Genomic DNA, 16,150 nt, shown 5'->3' with positions numbered 1-16,150 from the left:
TCGCGCCGGACACCGGCGCCCGCGCAGGAAGTCAGAATCCGTCCAGGACGACGGCGGTCCGCGAGGTTCCCAACCGCGTCGCACCGGCGGCGATCAACTCGGCCGCGAACCGCGCGTCCCCAATTCCACCACTCGCCTTCACCCCGATGCCCGGGCCCACGGCATCGGACATCAACCGCACCGCCGCAACACTGGCTCCCCCCGCCGGGTGAAAGCCCGTCGAGGTCTTCACCATGCCGGCGCCCGCCGCGGCCGCTTTCTCGCACACCTGTTGCAGGGTGTCGGGGCCGGCGTCGCGCAGCAAGACCGCCGACTCGACGATCACCTTGAGCAGCGCGGCGTCGCCGACTGCCTGCGCGACGGTGACGACATCGGCGAACACCTCGTCGAAGCGGCCGTCAACGGCAGCGCCGATGTCGATCACCATGTCGACCTCGTCCGCACCCTCATCGACGGCCATGCGCGCTTCGGCCGCCTTGACCAGCGAATGATGCTTCCCCGACGGAAAGCCGGCGACCACGGCCAGCCGTTGCGCGCCGGTCGATACGGGCAGCATCGACGGTGACAGGCACACCGCGTAGACACCCAGCTCGGCCGCCTGCGCGACCGCCGTCAGCGCGTCGGAGCGCGTCGCCTCGGGCTTGAGCAGCGTGTGGTCGATCATGCGCGCCACCCGCTCACGGGTGAGGTCGTGTTCAGTCATGCGGCCCAGCTTGGCACACTGGGTCCGTGGAATCTGACATCGCCGCCGCTGATCGCCGCTACATCCTGACCCTCGGCTGCCCGGACGAGACCGGCATCGTCGCGCGCATTGCGGGCTTCCTCGCCGACGCGGGGGCCTGGATCACCGAGGCTGCCTATCATTCCGACGCCGACTCCAACTGGTTCTTCACCCGGCAGGCGGTGCGCGCCGACTCGGTCGCCGGCAGCATCGACGAGTTGCGGGCGCGGTTCGCCACCATGGCCGCCGACCAGTTCCACCCCAATACCGAGTGGCGACTCACCGACTCCGGCACGCCAAAGCGGGTCGTCGTCCTGGTCAGCCGGGAAAGCCACTGCCTCATCGACCTGCTCGGACGGGCCGAGCGCGGCGAGTTCCCCGGTGAGATCGCCGCCGTCATCGGCAACCACGTATCGCTGGGCGAGCTCACCGAGCGGTTCGGCGTGCCGTTCCACCTGGTCCCCTTCGACGACCCGCAGGTGTCCAGGAGTGCCGCTTTCGACCGCGTCGCCGCCATCGTGGACGCCCACGAGCCCGACGCGGTCGTCCTCGCCCGGTTCATGCAGATCCTGCCGCCCCACCTGTGCGAGCAGTGGTCGCGGCGCGCCATCAACATCCATCACAGTTTCCTGCCGAGCTTCGTCGGCGCCCGGCCCTATCACCAGGCCTTCGCCCGCGGGGTCAAGTTGATCGGCGCGACGTGCCACTACGTGACCGCCGAACTCGATGCCGGCCCGATCATCGAGCAGGACGTCATCCGCGTCGACCACAGCGACCACGTCGCCGACATGGTGCGGCAGGGGCGCGACATCGAAACCATGGTGCTCGCCCGCGGAGTCCGCTGGCACCTCGAAGACCGCGTCCTCGTCCACGGCGGCAAGACCGTCGTCTTCGACTGACCGGTCCGGGAACGCCCGGGAACGCTCAGCCGAGCGCGGTCGTCACGTCATCACAGTTGCCGCGAGGACGGACGAGGTTTTCGTCGACGGTGACGTTGGCCCCGCTGACCGCGAACTCCACGCCCTCACCGCGAACCTCCAGCTTCGACAGCGTCAGGTTCTTGAGCATCGAGCCGAACATCGCGTCGGTGGTCTCGTCGACAATGGTCTGCGCGAAGTCCGGCGGTATGCCGAAGGCCATCATGCTGGCGCGCACAACCTCGAATTGCGCCTTTCCGTCGCGGATGTGCGGCCGCAGGGTAACGGTGACGGGCAGCGGGATGATGACCGCAGTCACGGTCGCCGTCACGTCGAAGGTGCCGTCGTTATTGGATCGAATCGATTCCACCTGCCCGGCGCCACCGAACTGACCGGTGCCGTTCGGATCGAGATTCATGCCTCCCGGGCGTCGCGTTGAGGCGGTCACCTGGCTGAACGGCACGTACCCGTTGCCGGTGATGGCACCAATCGTCGACTGGCTGCCGCTGCCGGTGATCCGGTCGACCCGCAGGTGCAGCCGCCCGTCACCGGCACCCGCCCCGTCGGTGGAGTTGACCTCAACGAAGGGAATCTCCTTGGTCATTGCCTGCCACAGCATCGGCCGACCACTCAGCGAGACGGTCGTCGGTGCACCGGTGAGCGACCCGAACGCCTTGCTGAGGCAGCTGGTCACCTGATGGCGCAGGTAGAGTTCGGTGCCGCCGAGCCCGGCCACGACCGCGAGCAACACCGCGACGAGCCCGATGCCGACCCACCGTTTGGTATTGCGCGCAGATTCCGCGGGCGCCGACCTGTTGATCCGATTCGGCCCACTCGTCGCACCGTCGAGTCGGGCCGCACTGCCAGCGGCGGGCGGCCGGGTACCCGGGTCCGGCACCGGACCGTCCTCCGCCGGCCACAGCGGCTCGCCGGATCCGGATTGCTGCCCCGCGGCGGTCGACAACCGCTCCGTCGCCGGCTCGGCCTTCTCCAGGGCCACCGGCTCATCGGCGGGCGTCCAATCGTCATCATCGGTGCTCACAGGCCACGGTCTCCTAAATTCAGTCGGTCGGCAACCGCGGGCCCCCAGGCGTCGCGATCGGGCGCCGATTGGCCCGCATCCCGAGCACCTCTCGGGCCCGCACGGCACCGGAAAGGTTGAGGCGATGAACCCCCAATCGGGGCGACCCACCGTATTCGTCGTCCACCACGCTACCGAACGGATCAATGAGTCGACTGTGTCCGACTCCGGTGGGGTGCCCGTCACCAGTCGCCGATGCGTCGCCCGGCGCCTGATCGACGGCAACGATGTACGCACCGGAGTCGAGGGCGCGCGCCGTAGTCAGCGCACGCCACTGCTCGACCTTGCCCGGTCCCGATGCCCACGATGCGGGTACCGCGATCAGTTGGGCGCCCGCATCGGCGAGCGCGCCGAAAAGTTCGGGGAACCGGACGTCATAACAGATGGCGATACCCAGTCGGGCCGATGAACCGTCGTCCAGCGGCAGGTCGACGACCAGCGGGTCGGTACCCGCCTGCACAGTGGCCGACTCGGCGAAACCGAATGCGTCGTACAGGTGGATCTTGTCGTAGGACCAGAGCCGTCCCGACCGGTCGGCGACGACGACGGTGTTACGGACCCGGGGTATCCCGTCCGCGGTCGGGATACCCGGGGTAAAGATCCCGACCACGATGGCGATCCGATCCCGTCGCGCGATCTCCCGGACCCCGGTCACCCACGGGCCGTCGACCGGCTCGGCGATCGGCACCAGGGGAACCCCGAACCGGCACATGGTGGCCTCGGGGAACACGATCAGATCTGCGCCGCCACCAGCCGCGGCGGCCGTCAGTTCGGCGACCTCGGCGAGGTTGGCCGACGGCTGCGATCGGGCCGTAATCTGTGCCATCGCGACGCGCATGCGGCCAGCCTAGTCGGCCGCACGACGTCAGAAGTTCTTGTCGATCCAGTCCTTGGCGTATTCGGCCTCAGCGCGGAACAGGTCGACGAGGTTCACCAGCATGACCTGTTCGAGCTTGCCGTTGATGAACGGCACGAACACCTTGACTTCCGTAGTCTTGCGGATCGTGCAACCGGTGTCGGTGCTGAACAGTTCCTGCACGCCGGTCAGGCTCCCCGGTCCGGCCGGGATCGACGCGTTATAGGTCCCGGCGGTGACGTCCTCGGGGTGGAAGACGCCGAACGATTCCTCGCGCGTGATGATCATGTCTTTCATCATCACCGTCTGCGCGATCGGGGGGAGCTGGTCGCGCCCGATGGTCTGCTTCAGAACCACCCGCATCCCGACCGTGGGGTCGGAAACGAAGTCGGCGACCTCGCAGTGCGGCGAAATCATCTGAAATCCCGCCATCATGTCATCCCAATACTGCCGCTGCATCTGCGCTTGGTAGAGCTTGTCGGCGGAGTGGGGGAACCGAGCCGAATAACTGAGCCGTCGTGCCATAGCGGTCAGGCTACCGCTGTCGGTTGCCGGCCTCCCAATTGAGCGTCTCGTCGCGCTCCGCGTCGAGCAGCTCGAACAGTTGCTCGCCGATCGCCTTTTCGATCTTGCCGCCGAACAGCGGGATGCTGACGGCGATCGCCGCCGTGTAACGAGTCGACGACGGATCTCCATCGCTGACCTGCGATCCGTCGACCTTGGCCGGCGCACCCTCGACAGTCGCCGTCAACTCGCCGGTGACGGCACCTCCGGGGGCGGCCCGGCGGAGCACTGTGCGCCGCGGAATGACGAGGTCGCCGCCGCGCACCTTCGTGACCACCGACGGCAGCTTGTTCTCGTCGACGACCTGTCGGCACACCACGACGACGGTATCGCCGTCGTGGGAGAAGGACTCCAGGACTCCCTTGCCGTGATTGATCGCAGCGATCAGATCATGCCAGTACTGTTCGGTGGTCACGACCTCCCACAGTCGGTCGGTGCTGAACGGGTAGGAGACGGTGTGCTCCAGATTCGTTGCCATGGCACCCATCCCATCACAGTCCGGCCGCCCGCATCAGGTGCGCTAGCGTCATATCCCGTGACCTCTCCCACCATCGCCGACCTCACCACGCTGCACCTGGGCGGACCGGCGCGCACCATTGTCGAGGCGTCCAGCACCGCGGCGCTGGTCGAGGCGTTGACGGCCTGCGACGACGCCGGCACCCGGGTGCTGGTGATCGGCGGGGGTTCCAACCTCGTCGTCGCCGATGAGGGATTCGACGGTACCGTCGTGCGGATCACGTCGGCCGAGTTGGCGTTCGGGGTGGACGACGGGCGGCCGTTTGTGACCGCTGATGCCGGTGTCGAGTGGGACGGCCTCGTCGCGCACACGGTCGCCAATGGGTTCGGTGGGCTGGAGTGCCTGTCGGGGATTCCCGGCTCGACTGGCGCGACCCCGGTGCAGAACGTCGGCGCCTATGGAGTCGAGATCGCCGACACGCTCCGCTCGGTGCAGGTATACGACCGCCCCGGCGGCCGACTCTCGTGGGTGGCCCCCGACGCCCTCGGCTTGCGCTATCGCCACTCCAACCTCAAGCATCGGGACGACCGCATCGTCACCCGGGTGTCGTTCTGGCTGCGCAACGGCGCTGTTTCGGCTCCCCTGGCCTACCGCGAACTGGCCCGCGCGCTGGGCCGCGACGAAGGCCAGACGGCCGAGGCGGAGCATGTGCGCAGCGCCGTGCTGGCCCTGCGTCGAAGCAAGGGGATGGTCCTCGACGCCGACGACCCCGATACCTTCAGTGCCGGGTCCTTCTTCACCAACCCGATCATTTCGGCCGCCGAGTCCGCCGCGGTGATCGCCCAGATCGCCGTCGTCGTCGGCCCCGATGTGACCATCCCACAGTTCCCGTCCGGCGCCGATCTGAAGCTGTCGGCGGGCTGGCTGATCGAGCAGGCCGGCTTCACCAGGGGCTACCCGGGTGCCGGTGCGCCGGTGCGCCTGTCCACCAAGCACACCTTGGCGCTCACCAACCGCGGGACCGGGACGACCGCCGACCTGTTGGCCCTCGCACGCGAGGTGCGCGACGGGGTGGAAGCGCGGTTCGGGGTGCGCCTCATCCCCGAACCGGTGTTCGTCAACTGCCGATTGTAGGAGCGTCCGCGGACCCGGCAGTTGCCTTCTTAGCCGCCTTCACCTGGGCTTTGCGCTCCCCGAGCCCGATCACCTCGTCGAGGACTTCGTTGAACTGGGCGGCCGCCTCGATGCTCAGCATGTGACCGATGTCGTCGAGCACGACGTGGCGGTGCAGCGCCCCCACCTCCTCGAGCAGCCCCGCGATCTCCCGCGAATGCACCGGCGGCAACAGTCGGTCCGCGGCTCCGACGATGACCGTGGTGGGCACCGTCAGCGCCGTGGTGCCGGTGCGCACGTCGAAACCAACCATCCCACTGCCCAACAATCCGCGCGCCAGTGGCGAGCAAGCGCGCAGCATCTGATCGACGAACGTCACCTGTGCGCCCCGCGCACTATCGGCCATCGCAATGTGGCGGGTGATGCGGGGACCGGCCGTGGTGTCGGGCAGCAGTAGCGGCGTACTCACGAAGAGAATGCCGGTGAGGTGCTCGAACGGCTTCAGGTAGGCAGGGACGTGCTCGCCGAACAATCGGTGACGACCGAGAATGTCAACGGCGGCCGTGGACTGCAGTATCACCGCCGACACCTGCTCGTTGACCTCCCCGGCGTGCTGGTCGGCCCATGCCTGAATCGTGATCCCGCCCAAGCTGTGGCCGACCAGCACTACCCGGCGGCCGAGCGGGACGGCGGCGGCGAGTACCGCCTCGAGGTCCTGCGCCAAGACCCGCGGCGTGGGCCGCGCACGGCCCAGCCTGGACTCGCCGTGACCGCGCTGGTCGTAGACGATGAGGGTGCGCTTGCCGAGCAGGTGATTCACCTGCGGATTCCAGTAGGTCGTGTTGCACGCCCAGCCGTGGACGAAGACGACGACATCGGAGGAGTCGCCGGGATCGTTGGCCGGGTAGGTGAGCACGTTGAGTTCGGCCCCATCGGCGGTGTGGACGTGGGTGCGATAGGGCGCGGCCCGTGGCGTCGCCAATGCGGGATCGGGATCGTCGGGGGCGATCGGGGCGCCCCGAAGCCCGTCGGCGGCGACACCGGCCACCAGGCGAAGCACCCCCGCCGCCGTCCCGCCGCCGGCGATGGCGGCACCGGCGAGCATGACCGTGGTCAGCTTGTTCATATCGTCAATCCTGCTCTTCGCTGATTTCCCCCATCGGCGCGGGGGTGCTGGTCTCGAGGATTGCGGTCACCGCTGCCAGCGCTTTGGAGATCTCCCGATCGAGCGCCTTGGTGAAGGTGCTGTCCACGACCTCGTGCGCCAGCGGGCGCACGCGGCGGATGAGGTCGGAGATTCGGCCGACCTCGACGTCGTCGAATCCCAGCAGGCTCGCGTCGACAAACCGGTCGGTGATGATCGAGACGAAGCTGTGCGCGACATCTTCCAGATCGTCCTGCACCCGCACCCAGCGGTCCAGCAGGACATCAATATCGATTCCGTCCCGCACCAGGGCTTCGGCGCCCTCGAGCAGTTCGGGATTGGTCACGGCGAATCCCGCACCTTCCTTGGCCAGCAGGCCCAGTTTCTGACTGAGCGCGATAGTCCGATCGCTTGCGCCCAACGATTTGCGAAGTTCGGCGACGGTGATGGTGGCGACACTCTTGAGGTTCTGGAAGCGACTTCTCTTGGTGCTGCCGCGCAGGATATGTTCCACGGTCATCCCGTGGTGTGCCGCGGCAAGGAGCTCGCTGATCGTCGCGAATGTGTAGCCGCGCTCAAGCATCCGGGAAATGAGATTCAACCGGATCAGGTGCTCGTCGTAGTACCAACCCGTTCGCCCCTTGATCACTGGCGGGGGAAGCAGGCCGCGATCCTGGTAGACGCGGATGTTGCGGACCGACACCCCGGAGACCTGGGCGAGATCGTTGATGCGGTACTCGGCCACGGCGTTAGAGCTTCCGGAACCAGCGGCGGCCCTGGATCTCGTCAACCTTGGGCCGGACGTCGACGAGGTAGACGATCACCGCGACGAGACCACTCAGGCAGATCATGCCGATGATGGGGCTCACGCCCCCCGCGACACCGAATACCGCCAGGAACACGGTGGACAGCGCGAGGACACCGACCCAGAACCCCTTGGACTGCCGATCAACCGCGGCGAAGGCGTCGGGGCGCTGCACGGCCGCGTGCACCACCGTCACGAGTCCGGCGAGTCCGGCCACCACGCTGAGAGTCAGAATGACGATCTCCTGGGTCATGCCCAGTGCACTAACGAAGTCCACGCCCCAACTCTATGCGAGAGCGGGGCGTGGACTTCGTCAGACTCGGGCGCAGTGGCCTAGTTCTTCGGATCGGCTTTCTCGGCCGGAGCCTTCTTGGCCGGGGCCTTCTTGGCAGCGGCCGCCTTCTTGGCCGGAGCCGTGGCCGGAGCCGCCTTCTTGGCCGGAGCCTTCGCCGGAGCCGCCTTCTTCGCCGGAGCCTTGGCCGCGGCCGGCTTCTCGGCAGCCGGAGCCTTCTTCGCAGCCTCACCCGGGAGGTTCACCAGCGCCGCGGCACGCTCTCCGACGGTCAGCGACTGGTCCGAAATGGTGCCCAGCGCCTCCTCGGTCAGTTCGCGAGCGTCGTTGTAGACCTTCTCCAGCTTCGGGAGGTTCTCCTCGACGAGCGGGTACTCCTTGAGCTTCCCGACCACTTCTTCGCCCCGCTCGCTGAGCGAGTTCAGCACGCCAGCGGCGACGGCAAGGTAGCTCTCGGCAACCTTGCGCAACTCTTCGGGGCTGAACTTGGCACGCAACTCGTCAAGGTCGGTAGGCAGTTCGACGGGCAGGGCGGCGAGGCGCTCCTTGGCTTCGTTGAAGCGGGCGACGGCCTGCTCCCACGTCTCATCAAAGCGGCTCTGGGCGTTGTCGCGGGTCTCGTCGAACCGGGCCTGAGCCTGCTCGATGGTGGCTTCGCTGCGCTCACGGAGCTGGTTCAGGACGGCGGTGGCCTGCGAAACGGCATTGTTGAACGGGTTCTCGGTCATGTGGGCCTTACTCCTCTTATTTGAAGGTCGGTACTGCGGATGAAAACTGGTGTCACTCGATCTTGGCTTGATTCTCACTGCGGAACGACTCGTAGATCTCCAGCAGCATCTGGCGCTGCCGCTCACTTATCGACTCGTCGGCGATCAGTGCGTCGCGCACCGGCGATGCGGGACGCTCTTCGAGAATGCCGGCCCGGACGTAGAGGACCTCGGCAGAGACGCGCAGCCCCTTGGCGATCTGGGCGAGCACATCGGCCGACGGCTTCCGCAACCCGCGCTCGATCTGGCTGAGGTACGGATTGCTCACCCCCGCGCGTTCGGCGAGTTGCCGCAGCGATACCTCGGCGGCCATGCGCTGCGAGCGGATGAACGCACCGATATCGGATGCGGCATTGGTGACCGCGTCGATGGTTGTCGGTGCACCATCGGGCGCGACCGTTGACGTCTCAGCTGTGTCATTGGTCATCGGAAGATCCACCTCCTCGGGTCGGCATGTCCAATATTACCCGTGGTGCTAGCAAATGCAAGCGCACTGTTAGCGACACCACAGTCGCCGACCACCGGTCAGTGGAAAATCAGTTCTGACACCGTGTAGATCACCAATCCCGCCAACGCCCCGACGACCGTCCCGTTGATCCGGATGAACTGGAGGTCGCGGCCCACCTGCAGCTCGATCTTGTCGCTGGTTTCCTGAGCGTCCCAACCCCGGACCGTCTCGGTGATGATCGAGATGACCTCGGTCGCATAGTTCGTCGCGACGTGGCGGGCACCCCGCGCCACCCACCCATTCATCTTCCGCTGCAACAGATCATCATCGCGCACCCGCTCGGCGACCTGGATCACCGATCGCGAAATCGTGTTGCGCAGGGTGTTGTTCGGGTCATCGAGCATCTTCTCGATCACCGCCTTACCCGCCTTCCACGCCGTCGACGCCGCCCCGGTGACCTCGTCACGACCGACCAACTCGGTTTTGAGGCCCTCGAACTTCGCGATGGTCGCCGGGTCGTACTGAAGATCGTTCGCGAACTGGCTGATCACGCCGAGCATCGCGCGCCGCAACTCGTGGTCGGAGTCCCCGGCAACCTTCGCGGTGAACTCCACGAGTTCTTTGTAGATCTTGTCTCCGACGAAGTTTGCCGCGAACTTCGGCATCCACTGCGGACCGTCGCGATCAATCAGGCGGTCAACCAGGTCCAAACTGCCCAGCGCCCACTCATGTACGCGATCACATCCCAGCTGGAGCATCGGCTCGAGTCGGTCCTCCTCCACCAACTGCTCGAGAATCCGCCCCATCGGCTGGGACCATTGCGGCTCGGCAGCCCATTTGACCGCGGCCATCAGGAATTGTTCGACGTCCTCGTCCTCGAGCATCTCCGACGCCAGATTCAGCAGTCGTGAAGCCTCGTCGGCCACCCGCGGCGCGTTGACCGGATCGGCGAACCAGGTGGAGACGCGGCGCGGCAACTCCAGACTGGCGGCCCGCTGTTCGATCAGGTCGGGCCCCATGAAGTTCTCTTCGATGAACCCGCCGAGTTGGTCACCGATCTGATCCTTCTTCCGCTTGATCAGCGCGGTGTGCGGAATGGGCAGGCCCAACGGATGGCGGAACAGTGCGGTGACGGCAAACCAGTCGGCCAGCGCGCCGACCATGGCCGCCTCGGAAGCAGCGCGAACATAGGGCACCCACGCCGCCAGGCCGGCGCCGTCGCGCGCCTCCAGGTAGCGGGTGACCAGATAGACGCACGCCGCGAACACCAACAGCCCGGTGGCGACGACCTTCATCTTCCGCAGGTCGCGACCGCGCTGCTGGTCGGCCTGCTCGCCCAACGCGCTCAGCGCGGGAGAACTCATCGGCTGCGGCGCTGGGGCCGAACCCGGGGACAGCACTGGTGATGACATACCCACCAGTCTTACCCGCCGCAGTCTCGCCCGCCGGGGTACGGCCAGTCTGGCAACGGCCCGCAACTGCACGACTTAGGGTGGGCGCATGCCAACCGACCACGACAGAATTGCCCTCGTCACCGGCGCCAGCCGCGGCGTCGGATGGGGCACCGCAACGGCGCTGCGCGACGCGGGGTGGCGCGTGTATGGGACGTCCCGGCGCGGCACCGGGCCCGACGGAACCATCGCGCTCGCCGTCGACCACGCAGACGACTCGGCCGTCGAGGCCGCCTTCGCCAGAATCCTCGCCGATACCGGGCGGCTCGATCTGCTGGTGAACAACGCCTGGGCATCGCCACGCGGATTCGCCGGCTTCACGGCGAAGTTCTACCAGCGCCCAGTTTCAGATTGGGACACCCTGATCGGGATCGGTGTTCGAGCACACTATGTCGCGGCGGTGCAGGCCGCTCAGATCATGGTGCCCCAGGGCAGCGGACTGATCGCCTCGACGTCGTCATTCGGCGGCCGCGGACAGCTGCACTCGGTTCTGTACGGAATGGGAAAGGTCGCGCTGGACAAGATGGCCTACGACATGGGCGCGGAACTCGCCGGCACCGGGGTCACCGCAGTCTCCCTCTGGCTCGGGCTGATTCGCACACCCCTGCTCCTGGGGAGCGGGCTCACCGAATTCGCGGGATTCCCCGTCGAACGTGCCGAGGATCCCGAGTTCGTCGGGCGGGTTATTGCGACTCTGGCCGCAGACCCCGGCCTCGGCGCATATAACGGACACACCGTCGTCACCGCCGAGTACGGCGCGGCGCACGGGATCACCAACAACGACGGAACAACGACGCCAGACTCGCACCGATCCGCTTTCGGTGGCGGGCCGCTGTTCCCGCCGGCCACCGAAGAACTCGGACAGGAGTAGATGATGGGCAAGCCGGACAAGGCCCTGCCAACCGGGTGGACGACCTCCCCGCGGGAGGCGCTACGCGTCACGAACACCGGGCCGATCGCACAGTACGACGCAGCGTCGACCCCGGGCTACACGGGAGACAAGCAGGCGGGCACCGCGGCGCTGATCGAGCGCGGGGCGCATCTCGCCGATCTGCAGGAGATGTTGTTCGCCAACGGCCGCTCACGCGGACACCGCAGCGTGCTCCTAGTGGTTCAGGGCATGGACACCGCCGGCAAGGGCGGGATCGTGCGTCACGTCGGCGGGCTCGTCGACCCGCAGGGCCTGGCGATCACCGGGTTCGGCAAGCCCACACCCGAGGAACTCACCCATGACTTCCTCTGGCGCATCCACCGGGCCCTTCCACCGGCCGGGAAGATCGGGATCTTCGACCGCAGCCACTACGAGGACGTGTTGCCGGTCCGCGTGCACAACCTGGTACCGGAGCGAGTGTGGTCACAGCGCTACGATCTGATCACCCAGTTCGAGCGGGAGGTCGTCGCGGCCGGCACCACCGTGCTCAAAGTGGCCCTGGTCGTATCCAGGGAAAAGCAGAAGCAACGGCTGATCGACCGGCTGAACGATCCGACCAAGTACTGGAAGTTTGATCCCAGCGACGTAGAGGAGCGCGGGTTCTGGGAAGACTACCTCGAGGCCTACCAGACGATCTTCGATCGCACCGACGGCGACCACGCCCCGTGGTACCTCATCGGCGCCGACCGAAAGTGGTTCTCCCGGCTCGCGGTCTGCGAGTTGCTCATCGACGCGCTCGAGGGGCTCAACCTCGGGTGGCCGGCGGCCACCTTCGACGTCGAGGTGGAACGGGCCCGCGTCGCCGCCCTCTGACGCCCGCTAGCCAGTGGTCCGGCTGAGTGAGCTTCGGGTCAGAGAAGTCGGCGCGGTCGTAGGCGATTCCGGCGGCAGTGATGGCTCACTCGGCAATCAGTCGTCGTCGCGGGCAGCGATCCGGCGACGTTCGCGACGCGCCGCGGCAACCATGTTTCGCAATGATGGTTCCAGCTGCCAATAGTGCCGGGTCTTGAGTCCGCCGTCGGGATTGACCCAGAGGCGCTCGGGATCGATCGACCTCGTCGCGCGCTGAATCCGGTCATCGATCTCGTCGATGTCGGGGATCAGCGCGCTACGACTCTCATAAACCCCGGGACCGATGCCGTGGGAGAGCGCCGTGCCCTTGGCCAGCTGTGCGAATACCCAGTCGATGTGGCGGGTAGCGACAATCGACACCACGTCGGCATCCATCGCCTCGAACGCCTCCACGACGCGCCCAATCGATGAGTAGCCCAGGTGGGTGTGGATCTGCGTCTCCGGCTTGGCACCACCGACGGCGAGCCGGAAGGCATTGACCGCCCAGTCGAGGTACCCCTGTCGGCCGCGCTCACGCAACGGCAGCAACTCCCGAATCGACGGCTCATCGATCTGGATGATCTTGATTCCGGCCTTCTCTAGATCCGCGATCTCGTCGCGCACCGCGAGGGCGATCTGCTCGGCTGTCTCATACAGCGGCTGGTCCTGGCGCACGAATGAGCGCGCGAGCATGGTGATCGGACCGGTGAGGAGCCCCTTAACCGGCTTGTGCGTCAGTGACTGGGCGTAACTGGTCCATTCGACGGTCATCTGATGCTTGCGCTTGATGTCGCCGTAGATGATCGGCGGGCGCACGAAACGGGATCCGTACACCTGAACCCAGCCCTGGTGGGTCGCCGCGTAGCCCTCCATGAGCTCGGCGAAGTACTGCACCATGTCGTTGCGCTCGGCCTCGCCGTGCACCAGAACGTCCAGACCGATGTCCTCTTGCAACTCGATGACGCGTTTGATCTCATCGCGCAACCGCTGCGCATACTCGTCCCAGGTGATCCGCCCCTGCCCGTAGTAGTAGCGGGCCTGACGCACCTCGGTGGTCTGCGGGAACGACCCCAGCGTAGTGGTCGGCACCGGTGGCAGGCCGAGTGCCTTGTCCTGCAACGGCTTGCGTTGCTCGTACGGCATCCGCTGCCGTTGGTCCGGTCGAATATTCGCCACGCGCTGGCGGATGTCGTGCTTCAGTTTGAACTGCACGATCGCCGGTCGCGTGTACCAGTGTTCGGGAGCGCCGTGGGTGATCGCCTTCGCCAGCGCCACGACCTCGGCGACCTTCTGCTTCGCGAATGACAGCCGGTCGGCCACCTCGCCGGGCAGATCCGGCTCAATGAGAACGTCCACCGGGACGTGCATCAGCGAGCACGAGGTGGAGACGACGAGATCGGGGATGTGCTCCTTGATCTCGAGGAGGAAGTCGAGCTTGCCGCCCTTCGCGGCCTTCCACACGTTGCGGCCATCGATGACCCCGGCGTACAGCCGCTTGCGCTTGAGGCCGGGCACCGCACCCAATTCCGCCGCCGTCATCGGTTCACTGACCAGGTCGACAGCGATCGCCTCGACGTTCGTCGACGCCAAGATCGGCAAGGCCTCACCCAGATCACCGTAGGGTCCGGTTACCAGGATCCGCGTCCGCAACGCGGTGGGGGCGCCGCTCAGCGTCGTATAGGCGTGACGTAGCGCGTCGAGATCGGCTGCGGTGCGGTCACTGGTGAAACACGGCTCGTCGAACTGCACGCATTTGCATCCCTGCGCTGCCAGTCGCTCGAGCAGGTCGGCATAGACCGGCAGGAGATCGTCGAGGCGCTCGATGGGCGCGAAGCCCTCCGGCGACCCCGGCGCGGCCTTCGACAGCAGTAGGAAGGAGGCCGGGCCGAGCACGACGGGGCGCAGTTCGATACCCTCGGCCTTGGCCCGCCGATGCTCGTCGAGCAGGCTCTCCGCATGCAGTGAGAAAGCCATCGCCGAATCAATCTCCGGCTGGCGATAGAAGTAGTTCGTATTGAAGTACTTGATCAGCTCCAGCGGCGGATGGTTCGGCTTGCCACGCGCGATCGCGAAGTAGAGGTCGATCGGCTCGAGGTCATCGACCAGGTCGGCGAACCGCGGCGGGACCGCCCCGAAGAGCATTGCGGTGTCGAGCACGTGGTCGTAGTACGAGAACGTATTCCCCGGCACCTGCTCGAGGCCGGTCGCGGCAAGTTCGTTCCACACGCTGTCAGCGAGTTCGCGCCCCTTCAGGAGCAGTTCGTCACGGCTGACCGAGCCGTGCCAATAGCCTTCCAGTGCGGACTTCAACTCGCGGCGGGCGCCAATTCTGGGATAGCCCAGGATCGACGAGCCGTACTCGATGCCGGCGGCGACAGTCATTGCCCGAGCCGCTACTTCGCGTCGTACTGGTAGAACCCGCGACCGGCCTTCTTCCCGATGCGTCCCGCCTCGACCATCCGCATCAGCAGCGGCGGCGGCGAGTACAGCGGCTCCTTGAACTCCTCGTACATCTTGTCGGCAATCGCCTTCACGGTGTCGAGCCCGACGAGGTCGGTGAGCCGCAGCGGGCCCATCGGGTGAGCACAGCCGAGGACCATCGCCTTGTCGATATCCTCGACGGTCGCGAAACCGGACTCCACCATGCGGATGGCCGAGAGTAGGTATGGCACCAGCAAGGCGTTGACGACGAAGCCGGAACGGTCGGCCGAGCGGACGACTTGCTTGCCCAGCACGTCGCGCGCGAAGTCCTCCGCACGCTCGGACACCTCGGGGCTGGTCATCAGCGTCGTCACCAACTCGACGAGTGGGAGTACCGGGACCGGGTTGAAGAAGTGCATGCCGACGACGCGGGCAGCGTTCTGCGTGGCCATCCCCAGCTTCATGATGGGGATCGACGAGGTGTTTGATGCGAGCACCGCGGTGGGATCGGTTACCACCTTGTCCAATTCGGCGAAGATCGCGATCTTGACCGCTTCATCCTCGACGACAGCCTCGATGACGAGCTGCCGATCGGCGAAGTCGGCGAGATCGGAGGTGAAGCGCAGCCGCCACGCGGCCTGCTCACGCTCACGCTCGGTCAATTTGCCGCTGGACACACCGCGATCGAGTGACCGCATCACGCGGGAACGGCCGGCCGCGGCCAATTCGCGGGTGGACTCGTAGACCAGGACGTCCACCGAGGCGCGCGCGCACACCTCGGCAATTCCGGCGCCCATCTGGCCGGCACCGATGACACCGACTCGCGTGATCTTCTGGCTTGCCATGGCACGGCTCCTCAAACTGGGGATCGGTAACGCGGGGGTCTTGAGACTCAAGACTAGGGAAGATTCAGGGGGTTGGTGATCAGAAGAAGAGAGTCGGGGCGGGTGACGGTGGTCACCCGCCCCGACCTCTTCGAAACGCCGATTCCTAGTGGAACTGGCCCTCTTCGGTAGAGCCCTTCAGCGCCGCGGTCGACGTGTTGGGGTCGACCGTGGTGGCGATCCGGTCGAAGTAGCCCGCGCCCACCTCACGCTGGTGCTTGGTGGCGGTGTACCCGCGCTCCTCAGCAGCGAACTCGCGCTCCTGCAGGTCGACGTAGGCCGACATCTGCTTGCGCGCGTAGCCGTGTGCCAGATCGAACATCGAGTAGTTGAGCGCATGGAAGCCGGCGAGGGTGATGAACTGGAACTTGAAGCCCATGGCGCCCAGCTCGTTCTGGAACTTGGCGATCGTGTCGTCGTCGAGGTGCTGCTTCCAGTTGAAGGACGGCGAGCAGTTGTAGGCCAGC

The 16,150-nt window shown here is 66.4% G+C and carries 17 protein-coding genes and 1 pseudogene; 4 read left to right on the top strand and 14 right to left on the bottom strand.

Annotated elements, in window-relative coordinates; all coding sequences use genetic code 11:
- Positions 1-31: 31 nt before the first annotated feature.
- Positions 32-703 (bottom strand): deoxyribose-phosphate aldolase, encoded by a 672-nt coding sequence (gene deoC, locus B4M62_RS02095; RefSeq protein WP_290704446.1) that lies wholly within the window; start codon positions 701-703, stop codon positions 32-34.
- A 26-nt stretch (positions 704-729) separates the two neighbouring features.
- Between deoC and purU the strand changes: the two genes are divergently transcribed.
- The gene (gene purU / locus B4M62_RS02090) at positions 730-1,620 is read left to right on the top strand and encodes a formyltetrahydrofolate deformylase (RefSeq protein ID WP_290704443.1); all 891 of its coding nucleotides are present in this window, start codon (positions 730-732) and stop codon (positions 1,618-1,620) included.
- A gap of 25 nt (positions 1,621-1,645) precedes the next feature.
- Here the strand turns inward: purU and B4M62_RS02085 are convergent, their stop codons facing one another.
- From B4M62_RS02085 to B4M62_RS02070, 4 genes are read right to left on the bottom strand one after another with little or no spacing between them, the layout of a single operon-like run.
- The gene (locus B4M62_RS02085) at positions 1,646-2,680 is read right to left on the bottom strand and encodes an LmeA family phospholipid-binding protein (RefSeq protein ID WP_290704439.1); all 1,035 of its coding nucleotides are present in this window, start codon (positions 2,678-2,680) and stop codon (positions 1,646-1,648) included.
- A gap of 19 nt (positions 2,681-2,699) precedes the next feature.
- Positions 2,700-3,557: a carbon-nitrogen hydrolase family protein gene (locus B4M62_RS02080; protein ID WP_290704436.1), complete on the bottom strand. Its 858-nt coding sequence runs from the start codon at positions 3,555-3,557 to the stop codon at positions 2,700-2,702.
- Positions 3,558-3,584: 27 nt separating this feature from the next.
- On the bottom strand, positions 3,585-4,100 hold the full coding sequence (locus B4M62_RS02075) for a DUF2505 domain-containing protein (RefSeq protein ID WP_290704433.1): 516 nt from the start codon (positions 4,098-4,100) through the stop codon (positions 3,585-3,587).
- Positions 4,101-4,110: 10 nt separating this feature from the next.
- On the bottom strand, positions 4,111-4,617 hold the full coding sequence (locus B4M62_RS02070; protein WP_290704430.1) for a DUF2505 domain-containing protein: 507 nt from the start codon (positions 4,615-4,617) through the stop codon (positions 4,111-4,113).
- A 57-nt stretch (positions 4,618-4,674) separates the two neighbouring features.
- Between B4M62_RS02070 and B4M62_RS02065 the strand changes: the two genes are divergently transcribed.
- The gene (locus tag B4M62_RS02065) at positions 4,675-5,730 is read left to right on the top strand and encodes a UDP-N-acetylmuramate dehydrogenase (protein ID WP_290704427.1); all 1,056 of its coding nucleotides are present in this window, start codon (positions 4,675-4,677) and stop codon (positions 5,728-5,730) included.
- Here B4M62_RS02065 and B4M62_RS02060 read toward each other — a convergent pair.
- The 6 genes from B4M62_RS02060 to B4M62_RS02035 all read right to left on the bottom strand — a co-directional run bounded on the left by B4M62_RS02060 (position 5,714) and on the right by B4M62_RS02035 (position 10,529).
- Entirely contained in the window at positions 5,714-6,835 is a 1,122-nt protein-coding gene (locus B4M62_RS02060; protein ID WP_290704424.1) for an alpha/beta fold hydrolase, read from the bottom strand. The two genes, B4M62_RS02065 and B4M62_RS02060, sit on opposite strands and share 17 nt — an antisense overlap.
- 4 nt (positions 6,836-6,839) lie before the next feature.
- Entirely contained in the window at positions 6,840-7,598 is a 759-nt protein-coding gene (locus B4M62_RS02055; protein ID WP_290704421.1) for a MerR family transcriptional regulator, read from the bottom strand.
- A 4-nt stretch (positions 7,599-7,602) separates the two neighbouring features.
- Positions 7,603-7,935, bottom strand: coding sequence for a DUF2516 family protein (locus tag B4M62_RS02050; protein WP_290704419.1), 333 nt, complete (start codon positions 7,933-7,935; stop codon positions 7,603-7,605).
- A 56-nt stretch (positions 7,936-7,991) separates the two neighbouring features.
- Positions 7,992-8,678 (bottom strand): heparin-binding hemagglutinin, encoded by a 687-nt coding sequence (locus tag B4M62_RS02045; protein ID WP_344716351.1) that lies wholly within the window; start codon positions 8,676-8,678, stop codon positions 7,992-7,994.
- A 52-nt stretch (positions 8,679-8,730) separates the two neighbouring features.
- Positions 8,731-9,144 carry a helix-turn-helix domain-containing protein gene (locus B4M62_RS02040; RefSeq protein ID WP_290704416.1) on the bottom strand — a complete coding sequence of 138 codons (414 nt, stop codon included), beginning with the start codon at positions 9,142-9,144 and terminating at the stop codon, positions 8,731-8,733.
- 98 nt (positions 9,145-9,242) lie between these two features.
- Positions 9,243-10,529, bottom strand: coding sequence for a DUF445 domain-containing protein (locus B4M62_RS02035; RefSeq protein ID WP_414651759.1), 1,287 nt, complete (start codon positions 10,527-10,529; stop codon positions 9,243-9,245).
- A gap of 136 nt (positions 10,530-10,665) precedes the next feature.
- Between B4M62_RS02035 and B4M62_RS02030 the strand changes: the two genes are divergently transcribed.
- The gene (locus B4M62_RS02030; RefSeq protein ID WP_290704410.1) at positions 10,666-11,487 is read left to right on the top strand and encodes an SDR family NAD(P)-dependent oxidoreductase; all 822 of its coding nucleotides are present in this window, start codon (positions 10,666-10,668) and stop codon (positions 11,485-11,487) included.
- Positions 11,488-11,490: 3 nt separating this feature from the next.
- On the top strand, positions 11,491-12,360 hold the full coding sequence (locus tag B4M62_RS02025) for a PPK2 family polyphosphate kinase (protein WP_290704407.1): 870 nt from the start codon (positions 11,491-11,493) through the stop codon (positions 12,358-12,360).
- A 96-nt stretch (positions 12,361-12,456) separates the two neighbouring features.
- On the opposite strand, the gene metE is transcribed toward B4M62_RS02025, so the two are convergent.
- From metE to B4M62_RS02010, 3 genes and pseudogenes are all read right to left on the bottom strand, one after another.
- Positions 12,457-14,760 (bottom strand): 5-methyltetrahydropteroyltriglutamate--homocysteine S-methyltransferase, encoded by a 2,304-nt coding sequence (gene metE, locus B4M62_RS02020; protein WP_290704404.1) that lies wholly within the window; start codon positions 14,758-14,760, stop codon positions 12,457-12,459.
- A gap of 11 nt (positions 14,761-14,771) precedes the next feature.
- On the bottom strand, positions 14,772-15,644 hold the full coding sequence (locus B4M62_RS02015) for a 3-hydroxybutyryl-CoA dehydrogenase (RefSeq protein ID WP_290704401.1): 873 nt from the start codon (positions 15,642-15,644) through the stop codon (positions 14,772-14,774).
- 145 nt (positions 15,645-15,789) lie between these two features.
- Positions 15,790-16,150: pseudogene (locus tag B4M62_RS02010) on the bottom strand (isocitrate lyase); the annotation flags it as partial.

This window comes from Gordonia sp. UBA5067, assembly GCF_002414845.1.
GTDB lineage: Bacteria > Actinomycetota > Actinomycetes > Mycobacteriales > Mycobacteriaceae > Gordonia > Gordonia defluvii.
The sequence above is the reverse complement of the archived record's forward strand: the minus strand, read 5'-3'. Positions and strand labels throughout refer to the sequence as shown.